We start from the raw sequence: 25,008 nt of genomic DNA, 5'->3' as shown, positions 1-25,008 counted from the left end.
GGCAGCGGGACACGGGGATTGTGACCGATCGTGCCCACGCAGAAGTCCCGATCGGGTCTGGATCGAAAGGGTAGGAATCAGACCATGGCCAGTTCCCGGCTCCTGGCGAGCTGCAGGCGCAACCGTGCTGGCTCCGCTTCGGCATCCACATCCACAGCGATTGTGCTGCCTTCGGGGAACTGACCCGCCAGGATCGCCTTGGCGATCGGGGTTTCCAGCTGACGCTGGATCGCCCGCTTCAGGGGCCTGGCGCCATACACGGGGTCGTAGCCGACCCCCGCCAGCCAGTCGAGGGCGGCGCCATCGAGCTCGAGGCCGAGCTTGCGATCCTCCAGGCGCTGGCGCAGCCGTTGCACCTGCAGCTCCACGATCTGGCGCAGTTCCTCGGCCCGCAGGCTGTGGAAGATGATCGTTTCATCGAGGCGGTTGAGGAACTCGGGGCGGAAGTGGGCCCGCAGGGCCTCGTTCACCCGCTTCTCCATCTCGCCGTGGCGGGCCGGATCACCGGCCAGATCGAGGATCGAGCTGCTGCCGATGTTGCTGGTGAGGATCAGCACCGTGTTGGTGAAATCCACCGTGCGCCCCTGCCCATCAGTGACGCGGCCGTCATCGAGGATCTGCAGCATCACGTTGAAGACATCGGGGTGGGCCTTCTCCACCTCATCGAAGAGGATCACGGCGTACGGGCGCCGCCGCACCGCCTCAGTCAGCTGGCCGCCTTCCTCGTAGCCCACATAGCCCGGAGGCGCTCCGATCAGGCGGGACACAGCGTGCTTCTCCATGTATTCGCTCATGTCGATGCGCACCATGGCGTCGTCGCTGTCGAACAGCTGGGAGGCCAGGGCCTTGGAGAGCTCCGTCTTGCCCACACCGGTGGGGCCGAGGAACAGGAAGCTGGCGATCGGGCGGTTGGGGTCCGAGAGCCCGGCACGGGAGCGCTGGATGGCATCGGCCACCGCGGTCACAGCCTGGCTCTGGCCGATCACCCGGGTGTGCAGTTCATCCTCCAGATGCAGGAGTTTTTCCATCTCGCTCTGCACCAGCCGCGACACGGGGATGCCGGTCCACTTGGCGATCACCTCGGCGATGTCGTCTTCACTCACCTCCTCACGCAGCAGGGTTTTCTCGCCATCACCGGCGTTGAGCTCGGCCTCCTTGGCCGCCAGTTTCTTGTGGAGGTCCGCCAGGGTGCCGTATTCCAGCTCGGCGGCCTTGTTGAGGTCGTACTGGCGCTTGGCCTGCTCCACCTGCAGCTGAACCTGCTCGATCTCTTCCTTGATGGCGCTGAGCTGATCGATCGCCCCCTTCTCCTGCTGCCACTGGGCATTGAGGGTGCTCTGCTGCTCACTCAGATCGGCCAGTTCCTTCTCCAGCCGCTCCAGGCGGTCCTTGCTGGCCGGATCGGATTCACGGCCCAGGGAGAGTTTCTCCATCTCCAGCTGCAGGATGCGGCGGTCGAGTTCATCGATCGCCTCCGGCTTGGAGGTGATCACCATCTTCAGGCGCGCGGCTGATTCATCCATCAGATCGATCGCCTTGTCGGGCAGGAAGCGATCGGCGATGTAACGGCTGGAGAGCACCGCGGCCGCCACCAGGGCGTTGTCGGCGATGCGCACGCCGTGGTGCACCTCGTAGCGCTCCTTGAGGCCCCGCAGGATCGAGATCGTGTCTTCCACCGTGGGCTGATCCACGAACACCTGCTGGAAGCGCCGCTCCAGGGCGGGATCCTTTTCGATGTGCTGGCGGTGCTCATCGAGGGTGGTGGCACCGATGCAGCGCAGTTCACCGCGGGCCAGCATCGGCTTGAGCAGATTGCTGGCATCCATCGAGCCGCCGGCGGCACCGGCCCCCACCACGGTGTGGATCTCGTCGATGAACAGCACGATCTGCCCCTCGCTGGAGGTCACCTCCTTGAGCACGGCCTTCAGCCGCTCTTCGAACTCACCCCTGTATTTGGCGCCGGCGATCAGGGCGCCCATGTCGAGGGCAATCAGCTGACGGTTCTGCAGCGCCTGGGGAACATCCCCATTCACAATCCGCTGGGCGAGGCCCTCCACGATCGCTGTCTTGCCGACGCCCGGCTCTCCGATCAGCACCGGATTGTTCTTGGTGCGGCGGCTGAGGATCTGGATCGTGCGACGGATTTCCTCGTCGCGGCCGATCACCGGATCCAGCTTGCCGTCACGGGCGGCCTGGGTGAGATCGCGGCCGTACTTCTCCAGGGATTCGTAGGTGCCTTCGGGGTTCTGATCGGTCACGCTCTGGTTGCCGCGAACGGCCTGGACGGCGTCCTTGAGTTTGTCAGCGCTGGTGCCGGCCTGCGAGAGCAGCCGCTTGCCGCAGCGGTCGTCGATGGCCAGGGCCAACAGCAGGTGCTCGATCGAGATGAAGCTGTCGCCGTAGGTCGCCTTGAGCTGTTCGGCCTGATCGAGCACCTCATTGAGACCTTTGCCCAGGAACACGTTCTCCGGAGCCGCGCCCAGACTGGGCTGGCTCGCGAGGTACGACTCCACCGCCTGATTCAGGGCCGCCACATCAACGCCGGCCTTCTCAAGGATGCGGGTGGCCAGTCCGGGCTGGCTGATCAGGCTGGCGAAGAGATGCTCACTCTCCAGCTGCTGCTGCCGGCGCTGCTGGGCCAGCTGCTGCGCGGCCACGACGGCGGCCCAGGCCTTCTCCGTGAACGCTTCGGCGGTGGGGTGCATGGATGATCTCCTCATGGGTGTTCGTTGCTGAAAGGCTATGAACGACCCGACGGCCAGCACAGGATGGGTAGGCCGAAACAATTGGCGAATCAACCGAACGGCGGCTCAGACCGGTCCGTAACGTCAAGCCCATGCCGCGCCTTTGCCCGATGCCCAGGACACGTTCCCTCGCCACGCTCGCGGCCCTTGTCCTGCTGGCAGCGGGCCTGGCCCCCGGCGCTGCGGCCGCCAGCTGCACCTACCTTTCGGCCGTGGGGGGAGGCACCAGCGTCAGCAAGACGATCCAGTTGAACGGCCCCCTGGTGTTTCCCTTCGGCCGCACCAACTTCAACACCGACTTCAGCGTGAATCGGGCCTTCTCCAGTTACAAGGTGAACTTCAAGTCCACCTCCACCCAGCGGGGCCCCTACCCCATCCAGGCCTACCTCAAGTTCAGTGATGGCACCAACCTGCAGGTGGTGAACGAAACCCTTGATGCCCAGCCCGGCCAGTTCCGCCAGTTCGGCCCCTTCTACCCACCGGCGGGCAAACTGGTGACCCAGGTGAACGTGAAGGTGGGCTCGGGCTACAACGCCAATGCCACCGGTTTCAGCTACACGATCTCGGTGTTCGGCTGCCGCTGAGGAAGCGGTCGCAAACCAGGCCAGGTTCAGAGGTCCAGGCTCGGCAGCGCCCGTGGGCAGAGCTTGAGCGGGCAGCCATCGGCGCTGTACAGGGCATCCGCCGCCGACAGGCAACCGCCGGCGTTTTTGCGCGGCACCTGCCGTGGCTGGATCCTCAGCGGTTGCAGCACCGAGTCGTTCAGGGGGACCAGCAGCGGGCAGGAGGCCCCCGGCACCCAGGGCGCGCTGGACAGGGGTGGTACTGCCAGGGGCTGCTGGGCCAGGGCGGAAACGGGAGCGCCGAGCATCAGGGGGAGCGCCGCCAGGAGTGAACGCTTCAACACTGGAGTTGCCATGATGACGCCGCGTCAGGCCACGGGCCCAGGGTAGGGATGAGCAACGAGGAGAGGGAAGATCTGGTGGGGCGACTGGCGCAGGAATCCCGCGACTTCGAGGGCACCAGCAAGGATCCTGAGCGCAATTGCTGGCTGGTGGTGCACCGCCATGCCCATGGGGTGCTGCCCAGCGAATACGACATCCGCGACGTGCCCGAAGATCTTTACCTCGAGGTGCTCGCCAGGCGCCGAGAGCTCAGCTGAGGCTTTCGTCCGGTCACGGAACCCATCAGATCGGCCACCGGCTCGATCCTGGACCGGGTCAGGAACCGAGCGGCCTCCTCAGCGGAACAGGCCTGCTCCAGATCGGCCCAGTCGATGGCATAGCCCAGGGCCCTGGCTCGCTCGATCAGCTGCCCCCATGGCTGATGGCCCCTGTCGGTGTTCCACTGCTGGGCACCCTGCCGCAGCAAGGCCCTCAGGCTCGGCTGCTGCTCGGCATCGACCACCAGCCGTCGCAGTTGCTCCAGGGACATCTCAGCCGCTTCATCGGGCCTGCCCACCATCGCGCCGCAGCCATGGACAGCACAGCCTCGGGACACAAAGACAAAAAAACCACCCCTGAGGCAGGGGTGGAGAAGAGAAGGCGTAGACGCCGATCAGCTGAGATCAGAGGAGCAGGTACCGGTGACTCTGGATCAGGCCCAGCCCTTGGCAGCCATTTCCTCGACGTAGGCGGACACATCGGCGATGTCAGTTTCGGTCAGCTTGCCGAGAAAGGCCGGCATGGCGTTCTTGCCAACGGTGACCTGAGCGGCGATGGCTGCCTCATGGTCGGTGCTGTAGTTGGCCAGGTAGGCCGTCAGGGCGTCAGCCTTGAGGGTGCGCTCGGCGTTCACCACATTGCCGCCGCCCATGTGGCAAGCGGCGCAGTTGGCGGAGAAGATCTGGCCGCCGTGGGCAGCGTCGGCGGCAAAACTGGGAGCGGCTCCCAGCAGCAGTGCCAGGCAGACGGCGAAGAATGAAAGCAGGCGACGCATCAGGGAGGCGAGCAATGGAGCGGGCAACCCGTCAAAAATAGAGTCCCGCCACCGGAAGAGAGCCGGCGGCGGGAGCGGATCGAAACAATGTCGTTACTGAGCCCCAGCGGGGTTCACTCGACGATCACCTTTCCGACCATGCCGGCACCGCGGTGGGGCTCGCACCAGTAGTCGTAGGTGCCGGCCTGATCGAAGGTTTCATCCCAGCTTTCCCCGGGGGCGAAGGCCAGGGTGGTGTGGCTGAGCTCCTCATGGCCATCGAAGACGGCGTTATGGGGGGCCAGCTTGTTGTTCACGAAGTGGACCGTATCGCCCTTGCTGATCGTGATCTCACTGGGCTCGAAGGCGAGCATGCCGGCGTCGGTGCCGAGCTTCACTTCAACGGTGGCAGCCTCAGCCGGCTGCACGGAGCTGACGCTCACCAGCACCAGCAGCGCTCCGAGCAGAGCAGAAGCGGCAACAGCCCGGAAGAGGCGAGCCGCGGAAGCCATCAGACCTTGAACCATCTGGTAATCCTGACACTGAGGGCAGCGTATGACGTCTTCAGATCCTTCCGCGGTGAGGCAGCCCCGCCAGCTCGAACACCGCCTCCAGGCTGGGGGCATGGCTCACCAGATCGAAGCGCTCCGGCGGGCTCACCGGGTCGTGGATGAAGTGGCGCTGGCGGATGCTGAAGCGATCCCAGGCATTCACCTCGATCGGCAGCACCCGGATCAGGGCTTCGATCCACCAGCCGTTCAGCGCCAGCCCGAGAGGCGGCCGCCAGCTGCGGCGCCAGCGGCAGAGGCGGCTCACGGTGTCATCCACGGTGACGGCAGGCTGACCCAGCACGAGCCGGCGCAGCGGCCCCTGATTCGGCTCCGGATTGGGCTGGTGGGGGTTCAGGGCCAGATGGGAGCAGACCAGGGCGATGTCAGCGGCATGGATGAAATGGAAGCTGGCCTCGGCCCGCAGCCACTTCGCCAGCCACAGCCAACGCACCGCTTCCTTGAGGCCGGCCGTGAGGTAGCTGGTGGGGTGGGGATCGCCAGGACCCACCGAGCCACCGAACACGAGCGTGGGGAAGACGGCGACGATCCGCTCGGCCAGGGGATGGCGCTCCAGCTGCTGCAGGCAGAGGGCCTTGGTCTGGATGTACTCGGTGCCGTAGGCCTCCGCTTCCGGCAGCAGCTGCAACTGCTGGTCAAGGATGCTGGCGGTGGAGAAATAGATGATCTGCTCCAGCCGCTCGGGATCGAGCCGGCCCAGCAGCTCTTTCACAGCCACCACATTCACCTGATGGGCCCGCTCGGGGTCGCCCCAGGCTGTGGCGGTGTGAATCACCCGGGTGGCCGAAGCGATCGCAGCGGCATGGGGTGCCTGATCGCGCAGGTCCCCCACCAGCAGGCTGATGCGTGGATGCTGCCGGGGCACGGCCGTCAGCTTGGCGGGATCCCTCAGCCAGAGCAGCAGCTCGGCATCGGAGTTGCCCAGCAACTGCTCGGCGATGGCCTGGCCGACGCAGCCGCTCGCTCCGGTGATCAGAACCCGGGCGGGTCCGTTGGCGCTGCTCAAACGGCTGCCCCCAGCAGCTCGTTCACCGACTTGCCGGCCTCGAAGAACACCCGGGCGTTCTCTTCGGGCGTGCCCGGCAGGATGCCATGGCCGAGGTTGAGGATGTGGCGGCGGCCTCGGGCCTTGAGCACGGTGTCGACGATACGTGCCCTGATCGCTTCCGGCGTGCCGAAGAGCAGACCTGGATCCACATTGCCCTGCACACCGAGGTGCTGCGGCAAGCGGGCGCAGCCGTCGGCCATGTCCACGGTCCAGTCGAGCGAGATGAAATCGACGCCGGTGGTGGCCATCCGCTCCAGCACACCGGCGCTGCCGGAGATGTAGAGAATCAGGGGGGTATCGGGGTGCTTCGCCTTGACCTGATCCACCACCCGTTTCTGATAAGGAGCGGCGAACACGTCGTAGTCGATCGGGCTGAGCTGACCGGCCCAGGAATCGAACAGCTGCACCACCTGGGCGCCGCTCTCGATCTGATAGCTCACGTAGGCGGCGATTGAATCAGCCAGCAGGCCCAGAAGGCGGTGAAGCAGCGCCGGCTCCTGGAAGGCCATGGCCTTGATCACGGCGTAGTTCTTGCTGCTCCTGCCCTCCACCGCATAGGCGGCAAGGGTCCAGGGGGCCCCCACGAAGCCCAGCACCGCCGCCCCGTTGCCCACGCTCTGTCGCAGCCGGCCCAGCACCTCGCCGACGAACGGAAGTGAGGCCGCGGCATCCAGGGGCCTCAGCGCTTCCACCTGGGCGAGGCTGCGAATCGGCGGGTCGATGATCGGTCCCTTGCTCTCGATGATGTCGAAATCGATCCCCATCCCCGGCAGGGGCGTGAGGATGTCGGAGAAGAGAATCACTCCATCGGGTTGAAAGGCCCGGTACGGCTGCATCGAAATCTCATAGGAGAGATCGGGCTGCTCCGAGCGTTCCCGGAAGCCGGGATGGCGGTCGCGCAGGTCGCGGTAGACCTTCATGTAGCGCCCGGCCTGGCGCATCATCCAGACCGGTGGCCGCTCCACCTGCTCACCTCGGGCGGCGCGCAGCAGCAGGGGGAGCGATTCGGCCATGGGTGAAAGGAATGCCAGGGGCGAACCTACCCGAGCGCACCACCTGTTTCGGTGGCTTCGTCACAGAGGGGCTGGCTGCGAACCGGGTCGCGCTGCAGCACCAGCACGCTCAGAGGCGGCAGGCAGAGGTCGAGCGACTGGCTGTAGCCATGGAGCGCCCACTCCTCGGTGAATTTGCCCCCCAGATTGCCGAGGTTGCTGCCGCCATAGCGGCTGCCATCGGTGTTGAAGACTTCGGCGTAGTAGCCCTCCATCGGCACCCCCACCCGGTAATGGGAATGGCTCTGGGGCGTGAAGTTGGCCACCACAACCACCCAGCGGCCCGTAAGGGTTTCCCGACGCATGAAGCTGATCACCGAATGGCGGCTGTCGCTGCAGTCGATCCACTGGAAGCCGTAGTGGTCGAAATCCTCCCTCCAGAGTGCCGGCTCCTCGCGATAGAAACGATTGAGATCGTCGACCAGATTGCGCAGCCCCTGGTGGGCCTCGTACTGCAGCAGGTCCCACTGCAGGTCGCCCCAGACGTTCCATTCCGAGCGCTGGCCGAACTCCATGCCCATGAAGATGGTCTTCTTGCCCGGATGGGTCCACATGTAGGCGAGCAGAGCGCGCACATTGGCGAACTTCTGCCAGTCGTCACCCGGCATCTTGTGCAACAGGTGGCTCTTGCCATGCACCACTTCATCATGGCTGAGGGCAAGCATGAAGTTCTCGGTGTAGTGGTACATGATCGAGAACGTGACATTGTTCTGGTGGAACTGGCGGAACCAGGGATCCAGCTCGAAATAATCGAGCATGTCGTGCATCCAGCCCATGTTCCACTTGAGGTTGAAGCCGAGGCCACCCATGTCGGTGGGCTTGGTCACCATCGGCCAGGTGGTGGATTCCTCGGCGATCGAGAGGGCTCCGGGGAAGTGGTGGAACAGCACTGAATTGGCCTGCTGCAGAAAGCGCACCGCCTCGAGGTTTTCACGGCCGCCCTCCTCGTTGGCCAGCCATTCGCCATCGGGGCGCAGGTAATCGCGGTAGAGCATGGACGCCACCGCATCCACGCGGATGCCGTCGAGGTGAAACTCCTCGAACCAATAGACCAGATTCGCCACGAGGAAGTTGCGCACCTCGTTGCGGCTGTAATTGAAGATCAGCGTTCCCCATTCCTTGTGCTCGCCGATGCGGGGATCGGCATGCTCGTAGAGGTGGCAGCCATCGAAGAAGGCCAGGCCATGGCTGTCCTTGGGGAAGTGGCCAGGCACCCAGTCGAGGATCACCCCGAGGCCTTCGGCGTGGCAGCGGTCCACGAAGGCACGGAATTCATCCGGCGGCCCGAAGCGGCTGGTGGGGGCGTAGAAGCCCGTCACCTGGTACCCCCAGGAGCCATCGAAGGGATGCTCGGCGATCGGCATCAGCTCGATGTGGGTGAAACCCCTCTCCTTCACATAGGGGATCAACCGGTCGGCGAGCTCGGGATAGGTGAGCAGCCGTGCGCCGGGTTTGAGATCGGCTGCAGCCACGGGCGGGCGCGGGCTGCCATCGGCCTCGATGTAGGGCTGATCAGCCGGGCCATGCATCCAGCTGCCCAGGTGCAGTTCGTAGACCGAGATCGGCTGATTGAGGGGATCGCGGCTGTCGCGCTCGGCCAGCCAGGCCTGGTCGCCCCAGCGGTACTGGCCCAGCTGGGTGACCACCGAGCCGGTCTGGGGGCGGACCTCGTGCTGAAAGCCGTAGGGATCCGCTTTCTGATAGCAGTGGCCCTCGGGGGAGCGCACCTCGTATTTGTAGAGCGTGCCGGTCGTCAGACCAGGCACGAACAGTTCCCAGATTCCCCCGATGCGCAGCTGCATCGGGTGATGACGGCCATCCCAGCTGTTGAATTCGCCCAGCAGGGCCACGCTGCGGGCATTGGGGGCCCAGAGGGCGAACTGCACGCCGGCGATGCCCTCGCGCTCACAGGGGTGGGCGCCGAGGCGGCGCCAGATGTGATGGTGGTTGCCCTCGGCGAACAGATGGCGATCGAGCTCGCCCATCCATTCCTCACGGAAGGCCCAGGGATCGTGTTGCTGGTGCTCGATGCCACCGCGCTGCACCCTGTACTGGTAGCGCCGACCGGGATCAGCGCTCAGCTCTGCCTCGAACACCCAGGGATGGTGGGGTGTGGCCATGGGCAGGGTCTGGCCGTCGAGCAGGAGGTGCACCTGGCTGGCCTCCGGCATCCAGGCCCGCACCACCCAGCCATCGCCGTGGGGCTGGGGCCCCAGCACGGCGAAAGGATGATCGTGCCGGCAGTCCTGAAGCCTCTGCCCGTCTTGGACCATCCATTCGAGGCTGGTGGAAGGCATCGATCAACGGCAGTCGAAAGCGGAGCTTAGGCCCGCCGTTCCTGCCGCCTCCCTGGATCAGGGCAGGGGGGCTCCTGGGCGCTCCGGGTCTTCGGGGAAGTCGACGCCGATGATGTGACCCTCCGGATCAAAGATCACGAAGAGGTTGTCGGTGACCCTCTGAAACTGGGTGGTGACGAGCACCAGCTGCTGAGGACCACCTTCACTGGCCACCACGGTGCCGCGCAGGCGCTGAAACGAACCCGTGAGTTTCTCGAGATCTTTCCAGCGGTTGAGGAGGTCCTGGGGCGTGATCTCCTCCTGAAGCTCGCGGATCAGCAGACTGCGGGCATCGACCACACGACCCTCGCTGAGGGCGGTGATGAAGGTGGTGGCGATCTGCTTGATCGGCTTGTCCTGCTGATCCAGTTCCCAGCCCAGGAGACGTCCTTGGCCATCAAGCACCAGCACCAGGGGCCGGCTGCCGGCGGATCCCCTCAGCTCCGCCTCCACGGTGCTGTCATCCACACCCGAAGACACCTCGGTGATGCGGCTGTCGAGGATCGGTCCCTGTTCGCGCAGTCGTTCGCGCAGTCGTTGGCGCACCCGCTCCACCGTGGTGAGCTTCCTCAGATCAGGGGCCAGGCGATCGAACACGGCCTGACTGTCCTGGCGTTTCAGGGCATCGAGCAACACCTGACCGGCCGCGCGGGCCTGGGCCTGCGGCAGGGCGGAGGTGGCCAGCGACGGACCCCCATGCAAGCCAGCAGCCAGGGCCATCGCCAGCAGGGGGACACGCAGGTTCATGGAGATGACCGGAGGACAGCAGGCTCGCGTCAGTCTGCCCCAGGATCAAGCGGCAGCAGGCGCAGGTGGGCATCGGCCAGTTGCAGTTCGAGGGTGATCACCCGGTGGACCGGGCCCACAGGACCCAGCGGACACTCGCCTGTGCCGGGGTTGACCGCCACCTGGGGCCAGGCTGAAGCGGCCAGGGACAGCCGCAGCCGTTCCCCTGCGCAGATGGTGGCCACCAGAGGCTGCAGGCTGAGGCGCCGCCGCTGCCTGCGACGGCAGTGGGGACCGAGGAAGCGCACCACACCCGTGCTCAGTTGCCAGGACGTGCCCTGGCGGATCACCGAGAGAGCGCCACAGAGATCGAAACCGTCCTGATCAGCGCAGATCTCCAGGTCAAGCACAGGCCGCCCCGCCAGCTGCAGCGGCTCATCCAGGGGTGCCGTGGTGAAGCAGGCCACATCGGAGCGGGCATCGAGATCCGTGCGGGCCACCGGGCCGGCGTCGAGCCCCAGGTGTCCCCCCCGCCCCGGGACCGGCCGCCACGGGTCGTGAACGAGCCAGAGTGCACCCCCTCCATCGCCACCGGGAAGCAGGCGACCTTCGTCGGCATCAATGGCGGCCAGGCCCCCGCTGCCCAGGGACCAGTCCCGTCGACCGCTGCCGGCGTCGCTCAGGCCCTGCCACTGACCGCTGCCCAGATCGGCGATCGCCTCCTTGGGATGAACCTCCAGTCCCTCCCTCCCCCGCAGGTGCCGATCAAAGAAACTCAGCTGCAGGCGATCGAGTCCCCCGCTCCAGTTCAGGTGGCTCCAGGCACCGATCCGCACCCAGGGGTCAGCGCCCGCGGCGCGGCCACGGGCCAGCAGATCCAGCACCCCCACCAGGTGCGGATCATGCCAGCCCCCCACCAGCAGCATCGGCTGGCGGAAGAGGGCTTCGGGAGGCTCATGCCGCCGCCAGCCCTGGGGCTGGCCAGGATCCAGCCGTAACCAGCCCAGCCCCATCCCCCCCGGATCATGGCGCTCCAGCAGGGCCAGGCCATCGGAGGGAAAGGTGCCGTCCTGCAGGCTGCGGCGGATGCGATTCCAGGCGCTCGGGTCCCCGGCGCGGCGCATGGTTTCAGCCGCCAGCTGCAACGCCCAGCCGAGGCCCAGCCCCCACCAGTGGGCACCCCCCTCGCTGGCCCAGTGCAGGCGTTCGTCAAGACCGGCCATCGCGGGTGCCAGGGCATCGGGAAGCGGACTTCCCGGGCTGAGCAACAGCTGGCTGAGCCCCTGGTAGGAGAACCCATAGGTTCCCACCCGTCCATTGGCATAGGGGAGGGTGCGGGCCCAGGCCAGGGCCACGCCGCCATCGGCAGCCTCCTGGGCAAACCCCCTGAATTCTCCCTGGGACGCCCCTCGCCCACGCACGTCCTGCACCGCCACCGCATAGCCCTGGCTGGCGTACCAGCGTGGATGGGCATAGGTGACAGTGGACGCGATCGCCCGCCCGTAGGGCTGTCGCATGAGCAGCAGGGGCCAGCGGCCCGGCTGCGTCGGTTTCCAGATTCGGGTCGCCAGCAACACCCCGTCAGGGCAGGGCATCCACTCCTCGAGAACTTCGGTGTCCAGCTGGAAGACTCAGCGCACGTCGGGACAGTGCAGACCCACCACATAGGTGGTGAGAATCTCGGCATCGGTGGAGTTCAGCCCCTGGCTCTTGGCCACCATCGCAATCGCTTCCGGTGATTTGGAGGTCACCCCGCGTCCGTTGAGCTGACGCAGGTCGTCGCAGAGACGCTTGGCCAGCTGGGGATTCTGCTTGACCGACTCCAGCAGGGGTGAGGCGGCCTGCAGCGGAGGCAGGGGAAGGGCAGCGCTGAGCAGCACCGCGAAGCAGGTGAAGGCCAGTCGTCTCACTGCTGGCTGGAGTGGGCGTTGTCGTCCGGTGAGAGAAGGCAAGGGCAAGAAACGTCCTCCACTCGGTGGATCACTCCATTTGAGAGGCTTCCGGCGTCTGGATGGAGAGATCTTGGTCAGTTTGCCGGGCGACCGGAGGCCCGCCGGGCCGTGGCGATCCAGGCGCGCACCTCGGGAAGGGTGGGCACCGGCAGGGCGGATCCGATCAGCGAGCGCTGCAGGCGGCCGAGCTGGCGGTGGGCCTGCTGGGGGGAGGCCTCAGCCAGAGCAGAGGAACTGGCCAAGCCTGCATGCAGCAGCAGAGCGGCCTGCTCGGGGGCCAGACCCAGCTCGCTGATCAGGCGAGCCTGGGCGCGCAACCTGATCAGCCGCTGCTCGGAAGCTCCGTGGCGGGCCAGGCGCCGCAGGGCCGGATCGCTCAGGGCGGCCAGGGAGGACCAGTCCTGCAGGCCTGCCTGCTGCAGCTGGGTCTGCTCAGCGCTGAAGTGGGGAGGAACATCAAGCATCGGCAGCAGGGGGCTCAGCGCAGCACGGTCACCGTGCCGTCCTCGAGGCTGCGGGTGGCCTCGGCCAGCACCACCGGGCGGCTGGTGCCGGCACCGGCAGGCTCGACCCGCCGCAGGCGCACATGCACCAGCCCATCGGCACTGCTGCGACCGCTGCCGCGCAGGTTGAGGGCCAGCTGCTCCACCGTGGGGCCATAGGTGTCGCTCGACAGCTCCGGCGGCGCTGCTGCGACCACAAGACTGGTTCCGTTGTCGAAGACCACCGGCACGGTCACGGCTCCCTCCACCTGGATGCGCGGTGAATAACTGATGGCAAAAGCGAGGCAGGACAGGGAAAGCAGGACCGTGAAGCTGGTGACCCCCACCAGGCGGAAGCGGATCCCCCAGCTCCGCACGAATCCCGCCACCATCAGCACGGCCAGCACTCCACTGGCGGCCCCCAGCCAGAGACCGGCTTTGAGCAACAGCGGATCAACGGGCATGGCGGCCTGGGCAGAAGCGGAAACCCCTTTATATTGCGGCGTCCTCAGGCGGTGACAGCAACGAGCCGATGGGGTCCCCGCCTTCGCCTGAGACGGGTACCGAGCCCCGCAGTCGCCGCAGTCAGCTGCTGCTGGCGGCCGTCCTGGGGGGAAGCGCAGGCCTGCTGGGAGCCTGGTGGGGGTCTGATCACCTGGCGCGCTGGGCCTACGAGAGCTGGCGGCCCCGGCTGGAAACCCTGATCGGTCGTGGGCTTGGCCACCCGATCCAGCTCGGTCCCTATCAGGGGCTGAGGCCCTGGGGTCTGAGCATCGGTCCCACCCGTGTGCTGAGCGGGCCGGCCGACCGCTCCAACCTGCGCCTGAAAGGGCTGGGGGTAAGCCTGGACCCGGCGAGCACCCTCCTCGAGCGCGCCCTGGTGCTGCAACTGCGGCCCCGAGGGGCCCAGCTCAACCTCATCCCGAACGCCAAGGGACAGGTCTGGGTCTTCGGGCCAGCAGGCACGAAACCACCGCCAAGACTGTCGCTCAAGCTTCTGCTGGAGCAACCCGCACGCTTTCGCCTTGGCACTGGCGATCTCGACCTCAAGCTGCAGGGCCGGGGGGAGGTGAGGTTGCACCGTCGCAGCGCCGACTGGCGTGTCACGGCCAGGCCGCGGGCTCAGGGCAGCGCTGGGGCCAGCAGGGCCCGTGGCCGTGCCCTGCTGCGGGGGTCGGCGAACTGGGGCAATGGCGATGTTCGGCTTGGCCTTGATCTGCGCCGCTGGGATCTGGCCCCCCTGGTGTCGCTGATCCCCCGCGCCCGTCCCCCGCGCCAACAGGCTCTTAAGGGAACCGCCAACGGCCGTCTCGAGCTCAGCCGAAGCCAGGGGAAGGCCAGCTGCAGAGGCTCCCTGCGCCTGGCCGGTCTCGAGCTGCGTGATCCGCTTCTGCCGGCTCCACTCCAGACCAGACGCCTCTCGCTCGGCTGCCGAGGGCAGCGGATCCTGCTGGAGGGTGACCCCTGGCGGATGGCGAACTGGCAAGGAACTCTCAAGGGCTCCCTGGTTCCCGGTAACCGTTTCGATCTGAGCCTGACCGCCAACGACCCCAAGCGAGGCGATCGGCTCGGACTGGGGTTGCGCGGACCCTGGCGGCAGCCCCTTCTGGCACTGGATGGCCACATCCCCCTGGGCAAAGGAACCCCCACCAGCCCCCAACCGCTGAAGTTCAACGCCCTGTTTCGTGCCGACTGGCGGCGCAGCCTTCAGCTGCGTCTCGAGAGCCTGAAAGCGCGCTCCGGCCGCTCCGAACTCACGGCACAGGGACAGGTCTGGCCCAGGCTTGATGTGCGCAGCCAGCAGCTGAGGCTGCATCCATCCCTCTGGCAACCGGCCGGAGCAGTGGCCCAGGGCCTGCTGGGCCGCGACTCGTGGCTGGAGGGGGGGCTTCTGCTGGGGGGAAGCCTGAGGGAGCCGACCCTCAGCGCCACCTTCCAACGCCAGGGAACCACCCTGCTCAACCTCCAGGCCAGCGCCGGTCCCGACGGTGACCGCCCTGGTCCTCTCGGACGCCTGAAAGCCAGGCTGAGCGCCCCCTCCGGACTCCGCCTGGAGGACACCCTGCTGCTCGGACCCATCAGCGCCGATCTGGCCTGGTCCGGCAATCGCCTCAGTCTGCTGAGTTTCGAGAGTCCGGAGCTCAGTGCCGACGGCGGCCTCCCCCTTCGCTGGCAGCGCCGGCGCGGCCTGGTGGCGGGTGATCTGGGGCTGAACCTCCAGCTCAGGCCTTACGCCCTGGCCCGGATCGGCCCCTTGCTGGGCACCACCCTTCAGGGGGAGCTCAGCGCCCGGGGCCGCCTGAGCGGACCCCTCTCGGCCCTGCGGCCCGACCTCTGGCTGTCGGTGCGTCAGCCCGGCGGGGGGCCGCTGCAACTGCTGGAAACCTGGGAAGGAAGGCTGACGGCACGCTCAGGCGGCGGCGGCGACCTGGCTCTGGATGCCGTCGCCCCTGCCTCGGGGGGAAGCCTGAAGGCACAGCTGAACCGCTCCTGGTTGCCCACCCAGGTGGAGCTGCGGCGCCAGCAGGGACTGCTGACCCTCAACGGCGATGCCCGTCGCTACCGCTGGCAGGCGTCCCGCTTTCCCCTCAGGGGCCTGCGCCTGGCCTTGGGGGATCCCGCCAGGCCCAGGGCCCTCGATGGTCTGCTCAGCGGCAAGGGGATTCTGGATCTTCAGCCTCTGGCCATGGAGGGGAGCGTGGCCCTGGAGAGGCCGATGCTGATGGGGGTGCGCGGGCAGCGGCTGGCCGCCTCCGGCCGTTACAGCGCAGGGCGTTTCCGCCTGAAGGGCGAGTTCACCCCCCTGACCGGTGGAACGGTGGCCCTCAGCGCCGATGGGCAGCGCAGGGGAGGTCTGAGCACCCGCATCGAAGGCCGGGGATTGCCACTGCAACTGTTCCAGGAGTTGGCCCAGGCCCTGACGATCTGGCGGGGCGAAGCTCCACCGCCCAGGGGGAGGGCCAGCGATCTGGGCACGCTCGTGATCGACACCCTCGGGGGCACGATCGATGGCCAGTTGCAGGCCCTGCGGGCCGCTCAGGCAAGGCTGGCGGAGTTTCGGCCCACCAGGCCCGCCGGATCACGGATGACGCTCGAAGACCTGCGTGGTCTGGTCGATCTCGACGTCAACCTGGCCGGAGCCGATCTGGAACGCCTCAACCTCGACGTGGCCGCCAAGGGCCACGTCTGGATGCGGGCCGACGACCGCGACCAGGCCCTCGAGCTCGATCCCTTCCGGGTGCGGATTCAAGGACCGATCCAGGGCGGGAAGGGCAGCTTCAGCCTTGAGAACCTCCCCCTGACCCTGCTGGCCCTGGCCACACCCGTGCCCAGCAGCCTGCGTGGGGGGGTGAATCTGGAGGGCTCGTATCAGCTGGGATCCGGCACCCGCGAGCGCGCATTCCGCACCAGCCTGAGCCTGAGCAACGCCAGCCTCAACGGCATCCCACTGCGGCTCGAGGACGCCGATGTGAGCCTGGAAGGGGAAGCCCTGGCCCTGGCGGCCTCCCTGCGCAGCGAAGGGGCCGACGGCAGCATCGACCTCAGCGGCACCATTCCCCTCGATCCCCGCGAGGAGGGATTGAAGCTGCGGCTCTCCAGCCGAGGCGATGGCCTGCGCTTCATCAGCACCCTGGTGGGACAAGGACTGCAATGGCGCAAGGGCAACGCCGACCTGGAGCTGCTGATGCGGGGCAGCCTGCTCCAACCGCTGGCGAACGGCTTCCTGCGCTTCCGAGACGGCGAGCTGGTGGTGGGCGGTCAGGAGATCCGCCAGCTCCAGGCCACGGTGCTCTTCGATTTCGAAGAGTTGCTGGTGCAGGAGTTCAAGGCCCGCATGGGCAGCCAGGGCGAGCTCGACGGCAGCGGGGGTCTGGGTCTGTTCAAAGACATCACCCAGCGTCAACCCCTCAACCTGACGATCAGCAAAGCCCGCATCAGCGGGCCCCGCCTCAACGCGCTCACCGACGGCAGCCTGGCCCTGCGCGGCAGCTTGCTGCGACCGCAGCTGAGCGGTGAATTGCGCTTCAGCAAGGGCACGATCAATGGTCAGCCCGGGGCCCTGGCCCAGGAAGACGCCGACGGGGTCCTCAAACCGAAGCCGGCGAAGCGGCTGGCAGAGGAAGACTGGAACTTCGAGAAACCCCTGGTGTTGCTCGGCCCCGATGTGGAGAGTGACACGGCCCAGTCCCTGCGTGAATCAGTGCCACGGGTACCCCTTCTGCGTCTGGACAACCTGCGTCTTGCCCTCGGCCCGGATCTGGAGGTGGTGGTGCCGCCGGTGGCCAACTTCAAGACGGGCGGCAGCCTCGCCCTCAATGGCCCGATCGACCCCAGCCTCAGCATCAGTGGTGTGGTGCGGTTGCTCGGTGGTCGCCTGAGCCTGTTCACCACCAATTTCACCCTCGATCCCGACGCCCCCAACGTGGCGGTGTTCACCCCAAGCCTCGGGCTGATCCCCTATGTGGACATCGCCCTGCGCACCAGGGTGTCGGACACCCTCAGGGTGGGCCGGAGCCGGGGAGGGATCGACGACACCGACCTCCGGGGGGATTACACCCCGCTCGATCAGCTCAATCTGATCAAGGTGGTGGTGACCGCCAGTGGTCCGGCCGACCAGATCCAGGAATCCCTCACCATCCGCAGCTCCCCACCCCTGTCGCAAGAGCGGCTGGTGGCGCTGATCGGCGGCAGTTCCCTGGCGGGTCTGAGCGGCGGCAACGCCACGACGGCCCTGGCCACGGTCTTCGGTCAGTCGCTGCTCTCGCCACTGATCGGGACCCTCAGCAACGCCTTCGGCCAGCGGGTGAGTTTCTCGATCTTTCCCACCTTCTTCACCCCGTCGGCGAACGAGGTGGGCAGCAATGCGTCGGGATCACGGCGGGAGTCCCGCCGGGCTCCCGCCCAGCTGGTGCTGGGCTCGGAGCTGGGCCTCGACATCACCGAGCGCTTCAACTTCTCGGTGCTGGCGGCACCGAACCGCACCGACATCCCCCCCCAGCTCACCCTGCGCTACCAGGCCAGTGACACCCTGGGCCTGCAGGGATCCTTCGACACCGAAGGGCGCTGGCAGAGCCAGCTGCAGTTGTTCTTCCGCTTCTGATGGGCTCCGCTTGAGATGGAACTGATCGGCGCGGATCTGGGGGGCACCGCCATCAAGCTGGGCCGCTTCGACGCCGGCGGTGCCTGCCTGGCCGAACTCGAGTGCCCCACCCCTCGACCGGCCCTGCCCGGAGCGGTGAGCATGGCGCTGGTGGAGGCGATCACGGCCGTGGATCCTGAAGGCAGGGCCGATCGGGTGGGGATCGGCCTGCCCGGACCGATGGACCGCAGCGGCCGGGTGGCGCGGGTGTCGATCAACCTGCCCGGCTGGCACGACGTTCCCCTGGCCGACTGGCTGGAGCCCCAGCTGGAGCGGCGGGTGATCCTGGCCAATGACGCCAACTGCGCCCTGCTGGGGGAGGCCTGGCTGGGGGCGGCCCGGGGCCGGAGCGACGTGCTGCTGCTCACCCTGGGCACGGGTGTGGGTGGAGCGGCCCTGCTGGGGGGCCAGCTGTTCACCGGCCGGGATGGGGCGGCGATCGAGCCCGGCCTGATCAGCATCGACCCTGAGGGTCCCCCCTGCCGCAGCGGAAACCGGGGCTCGCTCGAGCAGTTCTGCAGCATCACGGGGCTGGGCCGCCTCAGCCCGCTGGATCCAGCCGAGCTCGGCCGCCGCGCCGACGGGGGTGATCCCGAAGCCCTGGCCGTCTGGGACCGCTACGGCCGCTGGCTGGGGATCGGTCTGAGTTCACTTCTCTACGTGCTCACTCCGGAGCTGGTGCTGATCGGCGGTGGCCTCAGTGCCGCCAGCGACCACATCCTGCCGGCTGTCTGGCGGGAGGTGGAGCAGCGGGTGCTGCCGGAGAGTCGCCAGGGCCTGGAGATTCGCCGCTGTGCCCTGGGCAACGGGGCCGGACGGCTGGGGGCGGTGCGGCTGGCCCTGGACACCCTGCCGGCCTGAGCCGGGGGGGCAGGAATGGGCGGCTGGAATGATGGTCAGATGGCTTCCACCCCATCCGGCGTCCCCGATCCAAGCCCCGAGCTGCTCAGCCGCGCCGGTGCCGTTCGCCGCGCCGCCATGGCCCTGGGGCAGTGCACGGATGAGCAGCGCCGGCAGGCGCTGCTGGCGCTGGCCCAGGCGCTCGAGCAGGCTGGCGACACGATCGTGGCCGCCAATGAGGCCGATCTGGAGGCGGCGGCGGCGGATCAGCTGGCGCCGGCCCTGGTGGCCCGCCTCAAGCTCGATGGCGCCAAACTCGCCAGCGCGATCGAGGGGGTGCGTCAGCTGGCCGCGCTTCCCGATCCCGTAGGGCGGCGTCAGCTGCACACCGAGCTGGATGCCGGCCTGGTGCTGGAGCGGATCAGCGTGCCCCTGGGGGTGGTGGGGGTGATCTTCGAGGCCCGGCCGGATGCCCTGATCCAGATCGCGTCGCTGGCGATCCGCTCCGGCAACGGCGCTTTGCTCAAGGGGGGACGCGAGGCCAGCCGCAGTTGCGCAACGATCTTCCAGGCTCTGCAGGCGGGTCTGGCGGCCAGTGCGGTGGATCCGGGGGCCCTCGCCCTGCTCACCACCCGCCAGGAAAGCCTGGGGATGCTCAGGCTTGATGGCCTGGTGGATCTGATCATTCCCAGGGGATCGAACGCGCTGGTGCGCTTCATCCAGGACCACACCCGCATCCCCGTGCTGGGCCATGCCGACGGGGTCTGCCATCTGCTGGTGGACCGGGCTGCGGATCCCCAGCAGGCCCTGCGCCTGGCCATCGACAGCAAGACCCAGTACCCGGCCGCCTGCAACGCGATCGAAACCCTGCTGGTGCATCGTGAGGCCGCGCTCAGCTTCCTGCCTGCGGCCATCGCCGCCTTCGCGGCGGAGGCGGTGGAACTGCGGGGCTGCCCCGAGGCCTGTGCCCTGGGGGTGGCCAACCCAGCCCGCGAGGACGACTGGGGCAGGGAATTCTCCGACCGAATCCTGGCGGTGAAGGTGGTGGACAACCTCGAGCAGGCCCTCGAGCACATCGCCCGCCACGGGTCCCGGCACACCGACGCGATCTGCACGAACGATCCCGAAGCGGCCCGGCGCTTCCTCGCTGCCGTGGACAGCGCAGGGGTCTTCCTCAACTGTTCCACCCGCTTCGCCGATGGCTTCCGCTACGGCTTCGGTGCCGAAGTGGGCATCAGCACCCAGACCCTGCCACCCCGAGGCCCCGTCGGGCTGGAAGGCCTGGTCACCTACCGGTACCACCTGCGCGGGGAGGGGCACATCGTGGCCGACTACGCCAGTGGCGAGCGACGTTTCACGCACCGTTCCCTGCTCCTGTGACGACCCGATGAACGCTCCGGCCCCCCACATGCATCCAGTCGTCGCGAAGGGCGAGGCGATCCATGTGCACGGATTGCGGCTCTGGGCTCACGTGGGTGTGCTTGAGCAGGAGCGGGACCTGGGGCAATGGTTCGAGCTCGCCTTCAGCCTCTGGCACGACCTCGGCCCGGCAGGCCGCAGCGATGATCTGGCCCTCAGCCTGGATTACGGCCTGGCGATCCAGGCCCTGCAGGAGCAGGCTCGATCGATCCGCTGCCTCACGCTCGAGCACTACGCCGAGAGGATCATGGAGCGGATCGACCAGCTCTACGGCCCGGTGACCCAGCGGGTGATCCTGGGCAAATGCGCTGCCCCCGTGAGCGGCTTCAGCGGCCTGGTGCAGGTGGAGCGCTGGCGCCATGCCCCTGCAGGCGGCTGAACCGATGACCTACCCACCCCTGGTGATGGTCCATGGGCTCTGGGATTCGCCCCGCCTGTTCCGGCGCCTGGAGAAGCTCCTGGCGGGGGCCCGCGATCCGCTGCTGGTTCCCCACCTGAGCCACCGTCTGGGCGCCACTCCCCTGCTCCACCTGGCCGAGCGGCTGGGTCAGGCCATCGAGGCACGCTTCGGGGCGGAGGAACCGATCGATCTGCTCGGGTTCTCGATGGGCGGTGTGATCGCCCGTTGCTGGCTGCAGCTGCTGGGTGGGGAGCAGCGCACCCGCCGCTTCATCAGCGTGGCCAGCCCTCAGCAGGGAACGATCACCGCCCAGCCCTGGCCATCGTTCCTGCTGGGGGGAATCGCCGACATGAAACCCGGCAGTCCGCTGCTGCGCCAGCTCAACGAGGATCCTCAAGCCCTGGCAGGGGTGGAGTGCCTGAGCTTCTACACCCCAACCGACCAGGTGGTGGTGCCTGGCTGGAAGGCGGTCCTGCCCTTCGGGCCTGCCAGGCCCCTGCCGGTTTGGCTGCACCAGAACGTGCTCAGCGCACCGGCGTCGCTGAAGGTGCTGCATCGGGAGTTGTTGCGCCCCTGACGGCCTCCAAGGTTGAGCGCATCAGGCTGCCAACAGGCCTGAATGACGGATCAGGGCCTCGGCGGAGGGCTCCCGGCCGCGAAAGGCTTCGAACACCTCGGAGGGGCTTCGGCTGCCGCCGAGGCTGAGCACCGTGTCGCGGAAGCGACGACCCGTGCTCTGAACCTCCGGCTCGTTCTCCAGGCCCACCTCCTCGAAGGCGCTGAAGGCATCGGCGCTGAGCACCTCGGCCCACTTGTAGGAGTAATACCCGGCTGAATACCCCCCCGCAAAAATGTGGCTGAAGGCGCAGAGAAAGGAATCCTCCGGAATCGGAGGCAGCACAGTGGTGGTGGTGGCGATCTGACGGCGGAGGGCCTCGGGGCTCAGGCCCGTGGCGGGACTCCAGGCGCTGTGCAGGCGCAGATCCACCAGGGCGAAGTGCACCTGGCGCAGGGTGGCGCTGCCGCCCATGAAGGTGCGCGCCGCCAGCAGCTTGGCGAACTCAGCCTCGGGCAGGGGCTGACCGCTCTGCCAGTGCCGGGCCATGCCCAGCAGCGTGGAACGGTCGTAACACCAGTTCTCCATGAACTGGCTGGGCAGCTCCACCGCATCCCACTCCACATGGTTGATGCCCGCGGCCTCGGGACGCTCGACGGTGGTGAGCATGTGCTGCAGCCCATGGCCGAATTCATGGAAGAGAGTTTCCACCTCCTCGAAGGTCATCAGGCTGGGGGTGTCCCCCACGGGCGGACTCTGGTTGCAGATCAGGTAGGCCACCGGCAGCACCGGGTGGCCGGCGGCATCCCGGGAGCGACCCAGGCAATCGTCCATCCAGGCGCCGCCACGCTTGCTGCCCGGGCGGCTGTAAGGATCGAGGTAGAAGCCGGCGATGGCCTTGTCGTTGGCCGCGTCGAAAACACGGAAGAACCGCACATCGGGATGCCAGACCGGCGCCTCACCATCAGCAGCTTCGATGCGGATGGCGAACAGACGCCCGCAGAGGGCGAACAGCCCATCGAGCACCCGCGGCAGAGGGAACCAGGGACGCAGGGCCTCCCCATGCAGGTCGAAGCTCTCCCGGCGCAGCACCTCGGCCCAGAAGCTCACGTCCCAGGGTTTGAGCTCGCCGGCTTCGGCAGCACCATGGCGCTCGGCACAGGCGGCCAGGGCCTTCAGCTCCCGCTGTGCCGCCGGATAGGCCGCCGCGCGCAGGTCCTCCAGCAGGCGCTCCACCGCATCGACGGAGTCGGCCATCTTCGAGGCCAGGCTCACCTCGGCCCAGGTGGCGTAGCCCAGCCGAGCAGCCTGCTCACGTTTGAGGGTGAGGATGCGCTCGATCAGCGGACTGTTGTCGAGATCCCCCGATGAGGCACGGCTCACCTGGGCCTTGTAGAGCCGCTCGCGCAGGTCGCGGCGGCGGCTGTATTTGAGGAACGGCATGGCCCGGGGCATGTCCAGCCCCAGCAACCAGGGGCCCTTCTCAGCGCTGGGCTCGCTCCCATCCGCCGCCTTCAGACCCGCATCCCGTGCCGCCTGGGCCAGCAGCTGGCGCAGGCTCTCAGGCAGACCGTCCACCTCCTCGGTGGAGTTCAGGGCGAGGCTCCAGCCGTTGGTGGCATCGAGCACGTGATTCCCGAAACGGGTGGCGAGCTCGGCGAGCTCCTCACTGGCCGTATTGAAGGCGGCCTGGGCTTCGCCCTCCAGAGCCACCCCCCGCAGCTGCATGTCAAGCAGCTCAGCCTCGAGAATGCGCTCCTGGGTGGGATCCAGGGGCAGACTGCCGGCCCTGTGCTGCTCCTGCAGGCGCTTCAGGGCGTGGTAGATCGAGCGGCTCTGGCCAACGCGATTGCCGAAGGCCACCACGGCCCCCTGCTGGCTCCGGTGCGCCTCACGCAGCTCCGGGCTGTTGCAGACGCCATTGAGATGACTGACCACGCCCCAGCTCCAGCGCAGCCTCTCCCCCAGCCGCTGCAGGGGATCCATCACCTGGGACCAGCCCAGGGGTTCGGATGACCCCAGGGTCAGGTTCAGGCCATCCTCCAGATCACTCAGGCCGGCATTGAGCTCCTGAAGCAGCAGAGGAATCTGCTGGCGCACCTGCTCGGGCGTGATGGCTGGAAAATCAGGAAGGCCTTCGCCCCGCAACAGGGGGGGAGACAGCAGGGAGGCGCTCATGGCGGTGGTCCGCTTCAGTGGGCCCATTCCAGCCGATCAGCGGCGCCTTGGCGGTTCAGCCGAGAGCGGAAAGCCGTCCGATCGCCATCACACTGGGACTGCTCAGACCCTCCGCCAGAGCCGTGGTCGTGGCGCCGTAGAAATCGATCGCCAGACGCGGCCAGAAGCCGATGGCCAGGGTGGGCACCAGCAGGCAGAGGCCGATCACCAGCTCCCGGGGCTTCATGTCGCCCACCACAGCCAGTGCCGGAATCCTGGGGCCGAAGAAAACACGACGGCAGAGGGAGAGCAGGTACACCGGAGTAAGCACCAGACCGATGGCCGCCAGCACGATCGTGACCACCCGGAAGGGCACGGTGAAGCCATCGTTGGAGGTGATTCCAAGGAACACGGTGATCTCGCTGATGAAACCGCTCATCCCCGGCAGGGCCAGGGAAGCGAGCGAACTGGCCAGGAAGAAGGCGAAGGTGATCGGCAGCACCTTGGCGAGGCCGCCCATGTTGGGGATGGAGAGGGTCCTGGTGCGCTCGTAGAACACCCCTGTGACGAAGAACATCGAGGCGGCGATCAGGCCGTGGCTGATCATCTGCAGCATCGCGCCACTCATGCCGAGGCTGTCGATGGCCCCGATGCCCAGCAGGACGAAGCCCATGTGGCTCACGGAGCTGCAGGCGATGCGCCGCTTGACGTTGTCCTGGGCAAAGGCGTTGAGGGCCCCGTAGATGATGTTGACGATGCCCAGCACCACCAGGGCAGGGGCCAGTTGCACATGGGCTTCCGGCAACATCTGAACGTTGAAGCGCAGCAGGGCATAACCACCCATCTTCAGCAGCACACCCGCCAGCAACATCGACACGGGCGCATTGGCCTCACCATGGGCATCGGGCAGCCAGGTGTGCAGAGGGAACATCGGCAATTTCACCCCGAAGCCGATCAGGAAACCCAGATAACAGAGCAGGCCGAAAGTTCCCCCGTAGGACCGCTGACTGAGCTCCTGAAGGTTGAGGGTGAAGCCGTCACCGCCCAGGGCCAGAGCCAGGCCGCTGATCAGAATCAGCAGGGAGGCTGTGGCTGTGTAGAGAATGAATTTGGTGGCGGCATACTGGCGCTGGCTGCCACCCCAGATCGCAATCAGCAGATAGACCGGCACCAGCTCCAGTTCCCAGGCCAGAAAGAAGAGCAGGAAATCCTGGGACAGAAAAACCAGGGACTGGGCGGAAGCCTGCAGGAGCAACAGACCGAAGTAGAGCTGGGTCTTGCGGTTGACATTCCAACTGGCCGCCACCGCCAGCAGGGTGACCAGACCACTGAGGACCACGAGGGGAGCCGAGAGGCCATCGGCTCCAAGCGACCATTCCAGACCGAGCAGCGGCACCCATGGCAACCGCTCCACCAGCTGCAGGCCACTGAACCCGCCATCGAAGTGCTGGCTGAACACCCACAGCATCAGGAGCAGATCGAGCAGCAGCACCACCAGGGCGATGCTGCGGGGGGCCCGGGGGTCGGTGCCATCACCGGGGAGCAGGGGCATCAGCAGTGCGCCGGCCGCTGGCAGCAGGGCGATCAGGCTCAGCCAGGGAAATGATGCAGGCAGGCTGGACGCAACCGTCAGGGGCAGAGTGACGTCCATTCGAGCCGGCGGCAGCGTT

Annotated in this window: 22 protein-coding genes; 7 read left to right on the top strand and 15 right to left on the bottom strand. The window is 67.3% G+C overall.

What is annotated here, in order from left to right:
* Positions 1-77: 77 nt before the first annotated feature.
* Positions 78-2,705: an ATP-dependent chaperone ClpB gene (gene clpB / locus KQ297_RS06535; RefSeq protein WP_259738683.1), complete on the bottom strand. Its 2,628-nt coding sequence runs from the start codon at positions 2,703-2,705 to the stop codon at positions 78-80.
* A gap of 149 nt (positions 2,706-2,854) precedes the next feature.
* Between clpB and KQ297_RS06530 the strand changes: the two genes are divergently transcribed.
* Positions 2,855-3,328 (top strand): hypothetical protein, encoded by a 474-nt coding sequence (locus KQ297_RS06530; protein WP_259738682.1) that lies wholly within the window; start codon positions 2,855-2,857, stop codon positions 3,326-3,328.
* 26 nt (positions 3,329-3,354) lie between these two features.
* Here KQ297_RS06530 and KQ297_RS06525 read toward each other — a convergent pair whose 3' ends face one another.
* Positions 3,355-3,663, bottom strand: coding sequence for a hypothetical protein (locus KQ297_RS06525; RefSeq protein WP_259738681.1), 309 nt, complete (start codon positions 3,661-3,663; stop codon positions 3,355-3,357).
* 36 nt (positions 3,664-3,699) lie between these two features.
* Here KQ297_RS06525 and KQ297_RS06520 point away from each other — a divergent pair, with 36 nt between their 5' ends.
* Positions 3,700-3,906: a hypothetical protein gene (locus KQ297_RS06520; RefSeq protein ID WP_006171349.1), complete on the top strand. Its 207-nt coding sequence runs from the start codon at positions 3,700-3,702 to the stop codon at positions 3,904-3,906.
* Here the strand turns inward: KQ297_RS06520 and KQ297_RS06515 are convergent.
* The 11 genes from KQ297_RS06515 to KQ297_RS06465 form a co-directional block, all read right to left on the bottom strand.
* On the bottom strand, positions 3,867-4,208 hold the full coding sequence (locus tag KQ297_RS06515) for a hypothetical protein (protein ID WP_259738680.1): 342 nt from the start codon (positions 4,206-4,208) through the stop codon (positions 3,867-3,869). The two genes, KQ297_RS06520 and KQ297_RS06515, sit on opposite strands and share 40 nt — an antisense overlap.
* A 132-nt stretch (positions 4,209-4,340) precedes the next feature.
* Complete coding sequence (locus tag KQ297_RS06510; RefSeq protein WP_259738723.1) at positions 4,341-4,682, bottom strand: c-type cytochrome; 342 nt, start codon at positions 4,680-4,682, stop codon at positions 4,341-4,343.
* A gap of 113 nt (positions 4,683-4,795) precedes the next feature.
* Positions 4,796-5,173, bottom strand: a complete 378-nt coding sequence (gene petE / locus KQ297_RS06505; protein WP_050751477.1) for a plastocyanin — start codon at positions 5,171-5,173, stop codon at positions 4,796-4,798.
* A 52-nt stretch (positions 5,174-5,225) separates the two neighbouring features.
* Entirely contained in the window at positions 5,226-6,236 is a 1,011-nt protein-coding gene (locus KQ297_RS06500) for an NAD(P)-dependent oxidoreductase (RefSeq protein WP_259738679.1), read from the bottom strand.
* Entirely contained in the window at positions 6,233-7,291 is a 1,059-nt protein-coding gene (hemE, locus tag KQ297_RS06495; RefSeq protein WP_259738678.1) for a uroporphyrinogen decarboxylase, read from the bottom strand. Before hemE ends, KQ297_RS06500 begins: the two co-directional genes overlap by 4 nt.
* 26 nt (positions 7,292-7,317) lie before the next feature.
* A complete protein-coding gene (glgB, locus tag KQ297_RS06490; protein ID WP_259738677.1) occupies positions 7,318-9,627 on the bottom strand; it encodes a 1,4-alpha-glucan branching protein GlgB in 2,310 nt (769 codons plus the stop codon).
* A 57-nt stretch (positions 9,628-9,684) separates the two neighbouring features.
* Positions 9,685-10,413: a DUF3887 domain-containing protein gene (locus KQ297_RS06485; protein ID WP_259738676.1), complete on the bottom strand. Its 729-nt coding sequence runs from the start codon at positions 10,411-10,413 to the stop codon at positions 9,685-9,687.
* A gap of 29 nt (positions 10,414-10,442) precedes the next feature.
* Positions 10,443-11,987, bottom strand: a complete 1,545-nt coding sequence (locus KQ297_RS06480; protein ID WP_259738675.1) for a CocE/NonD family hydrolase — start codon at positions 11,985-11,987, stop codon at positions 10,443-10,445.
* Positions 11,988-12,023: 36 nt separating this feature from the next.
* Positions 12,024-12,350 carry a hypothetical protein gene (locus KQ297_RS06475; RefSeq protein ID WP_311133986.1) on the bottom strand — a complete coding sequence of 109 codons (327 nt, stop codon included), beginning with the start codon at positions 12,348-12,350 and terminating at the stop codon, positions 12,024-12,026.
* Positions 12,351-12,418: 68 nt separating this feature from the next.
* Complete coding sequence (locus KQ297_RS06470; RefSeq protein ID WP_259738674.1) at positions 12,419-12,808, bottom strand: DUF4332 domain-containing protein; 390 nt, start codon at positions 12,806-12,808, stop codon at positions 12,419-12,421.
* Positions 12,809-12,822: 14 nt separating this feature from the next.
* Positions 12,823-13,290, bottom strand: a complete 468-nt coding sequence (locus tag KQ297_RS06465) for a Ycf51 family protein (protein ID WP_259738673.1) — start codon at positions 13,288-13,290, stop codon at positions 12,823-12,825.
* Between the two features lie 68 nt (positions 13,291-13,358).
* On the opposite strand from KQ297_RS06465, the gene KQ297_RS06460 reads away from it, so the two are divergent.
* From KQ297_RS06460 to KQ297_RS06440, 5 genes are read left to right on the top strand one after another with little or no spacing between them, the layout of a single operon-like run.
* Positions 13,359-17,927 (top strand): translocation/assembly module TamB, encoded by a 4,569-nt coding sequence (locus tag KQ297_RS06460; protein WP_259738672.1) that lies wholly within the window; start codon positions 13,359-13,361, stop codon positions 17,925-17,927.
* A 15-nt stretch (positions 17,928-17,942) separates the two neighbouring features.
* Positions 17,943-18,827 (top strand): ROK family protein, encoded by an 885-nt coding sequence (locus tag KQ297_RS06455; protein WP_259738671.1) that lies wholly within the window; start codon positions 17,943-17,945, stop codon positions 18,825-18,827.
* Between the two features lie 39 nt (positions 18,828-18,866).
* Positions 18,867-20,186: a glutamate-5-semialdehyde dehydrogenase gene (locus KQ297_RS06450; RefSeq protein WP_259738670.1), complete on the top strand. Its 1,320-nt coding sequence runs from the start codon at positions 18,867-18,869 to the stop codon at positions 20,184-20,186.
* A 28-nt stretch (positions 20,187-20,214) separates the two neighbouring features.
* Positions 20,215-20,604 (top strand): dihydroneopterin aldolase, encoded by a 390-nt coding sequence (locus tag KQ297_RS06445; protein ID WP_259738669.1) that lies wholly within the window; start codon positions 20,215-20,217, stop codon positions 20,602-20,604.
* Positions 20,605-20,608: 4 nt separating this feature from the next.
* Positions 20,609-21,202 (top strand): alpha/beta fold hydrolase, encoded by a 594-nt coding sequence (locus KQ297_RS06440; protein WP_259738668.1) that lies wholly within the window; start codon positions 20,609-20,611, stop codon positions 21,200-21,202.
* A gap of 21 nt (positions 21,203-21,223) precedes the next feature.
* Here the strand turns inward: KQ297_RS06440 and KQ297_RS06435 are convergent, their stop codons facing one another.
* Together KQ297_RS06435 and KQ297_RS06430 are read right to left on the bottom strand one after the other, a co-directional pair.
* Positions 21,224-23,359 (bottom strand): M3 family metallopeptidase, encoded by a 2,136-nt coding sequence (locus KQ297_RS06435; protein WP_259738667.1) that lies wholly within the window; start codon positions 23,357-23,359, stop codon positions 21,224-21,226.
* Between the two features lie 55 nt (positions 23,360-23,414).
* Entirely contained in the window at positions 23,415-24,989 is a 1,575-nt protein-coding gene (locus KQ297_RS06430) for an NAD(P)H-quinone oxidoreductase subunit 4 (protein WP_185464523.1), read from the bottom strand.
* Between the last annotated feature and the right edge of the window lie 19 nt (positions 24,990-25,008).

It is taken from the genome of Synechococcus sp. CS-205, from assembly GCF_025128255.1.
Taxonomy (GTDB): domain Bacteria; phylum Cyanobacteriota; class Cyanobacteriia; order PCC-6307; family Cyanobiaceae; genus Regnicoccus_A.
Note: the sequence above shows the minus strand (reverse complement) of the source record. Positions and strands in the feature narration are given on the sequence as shown.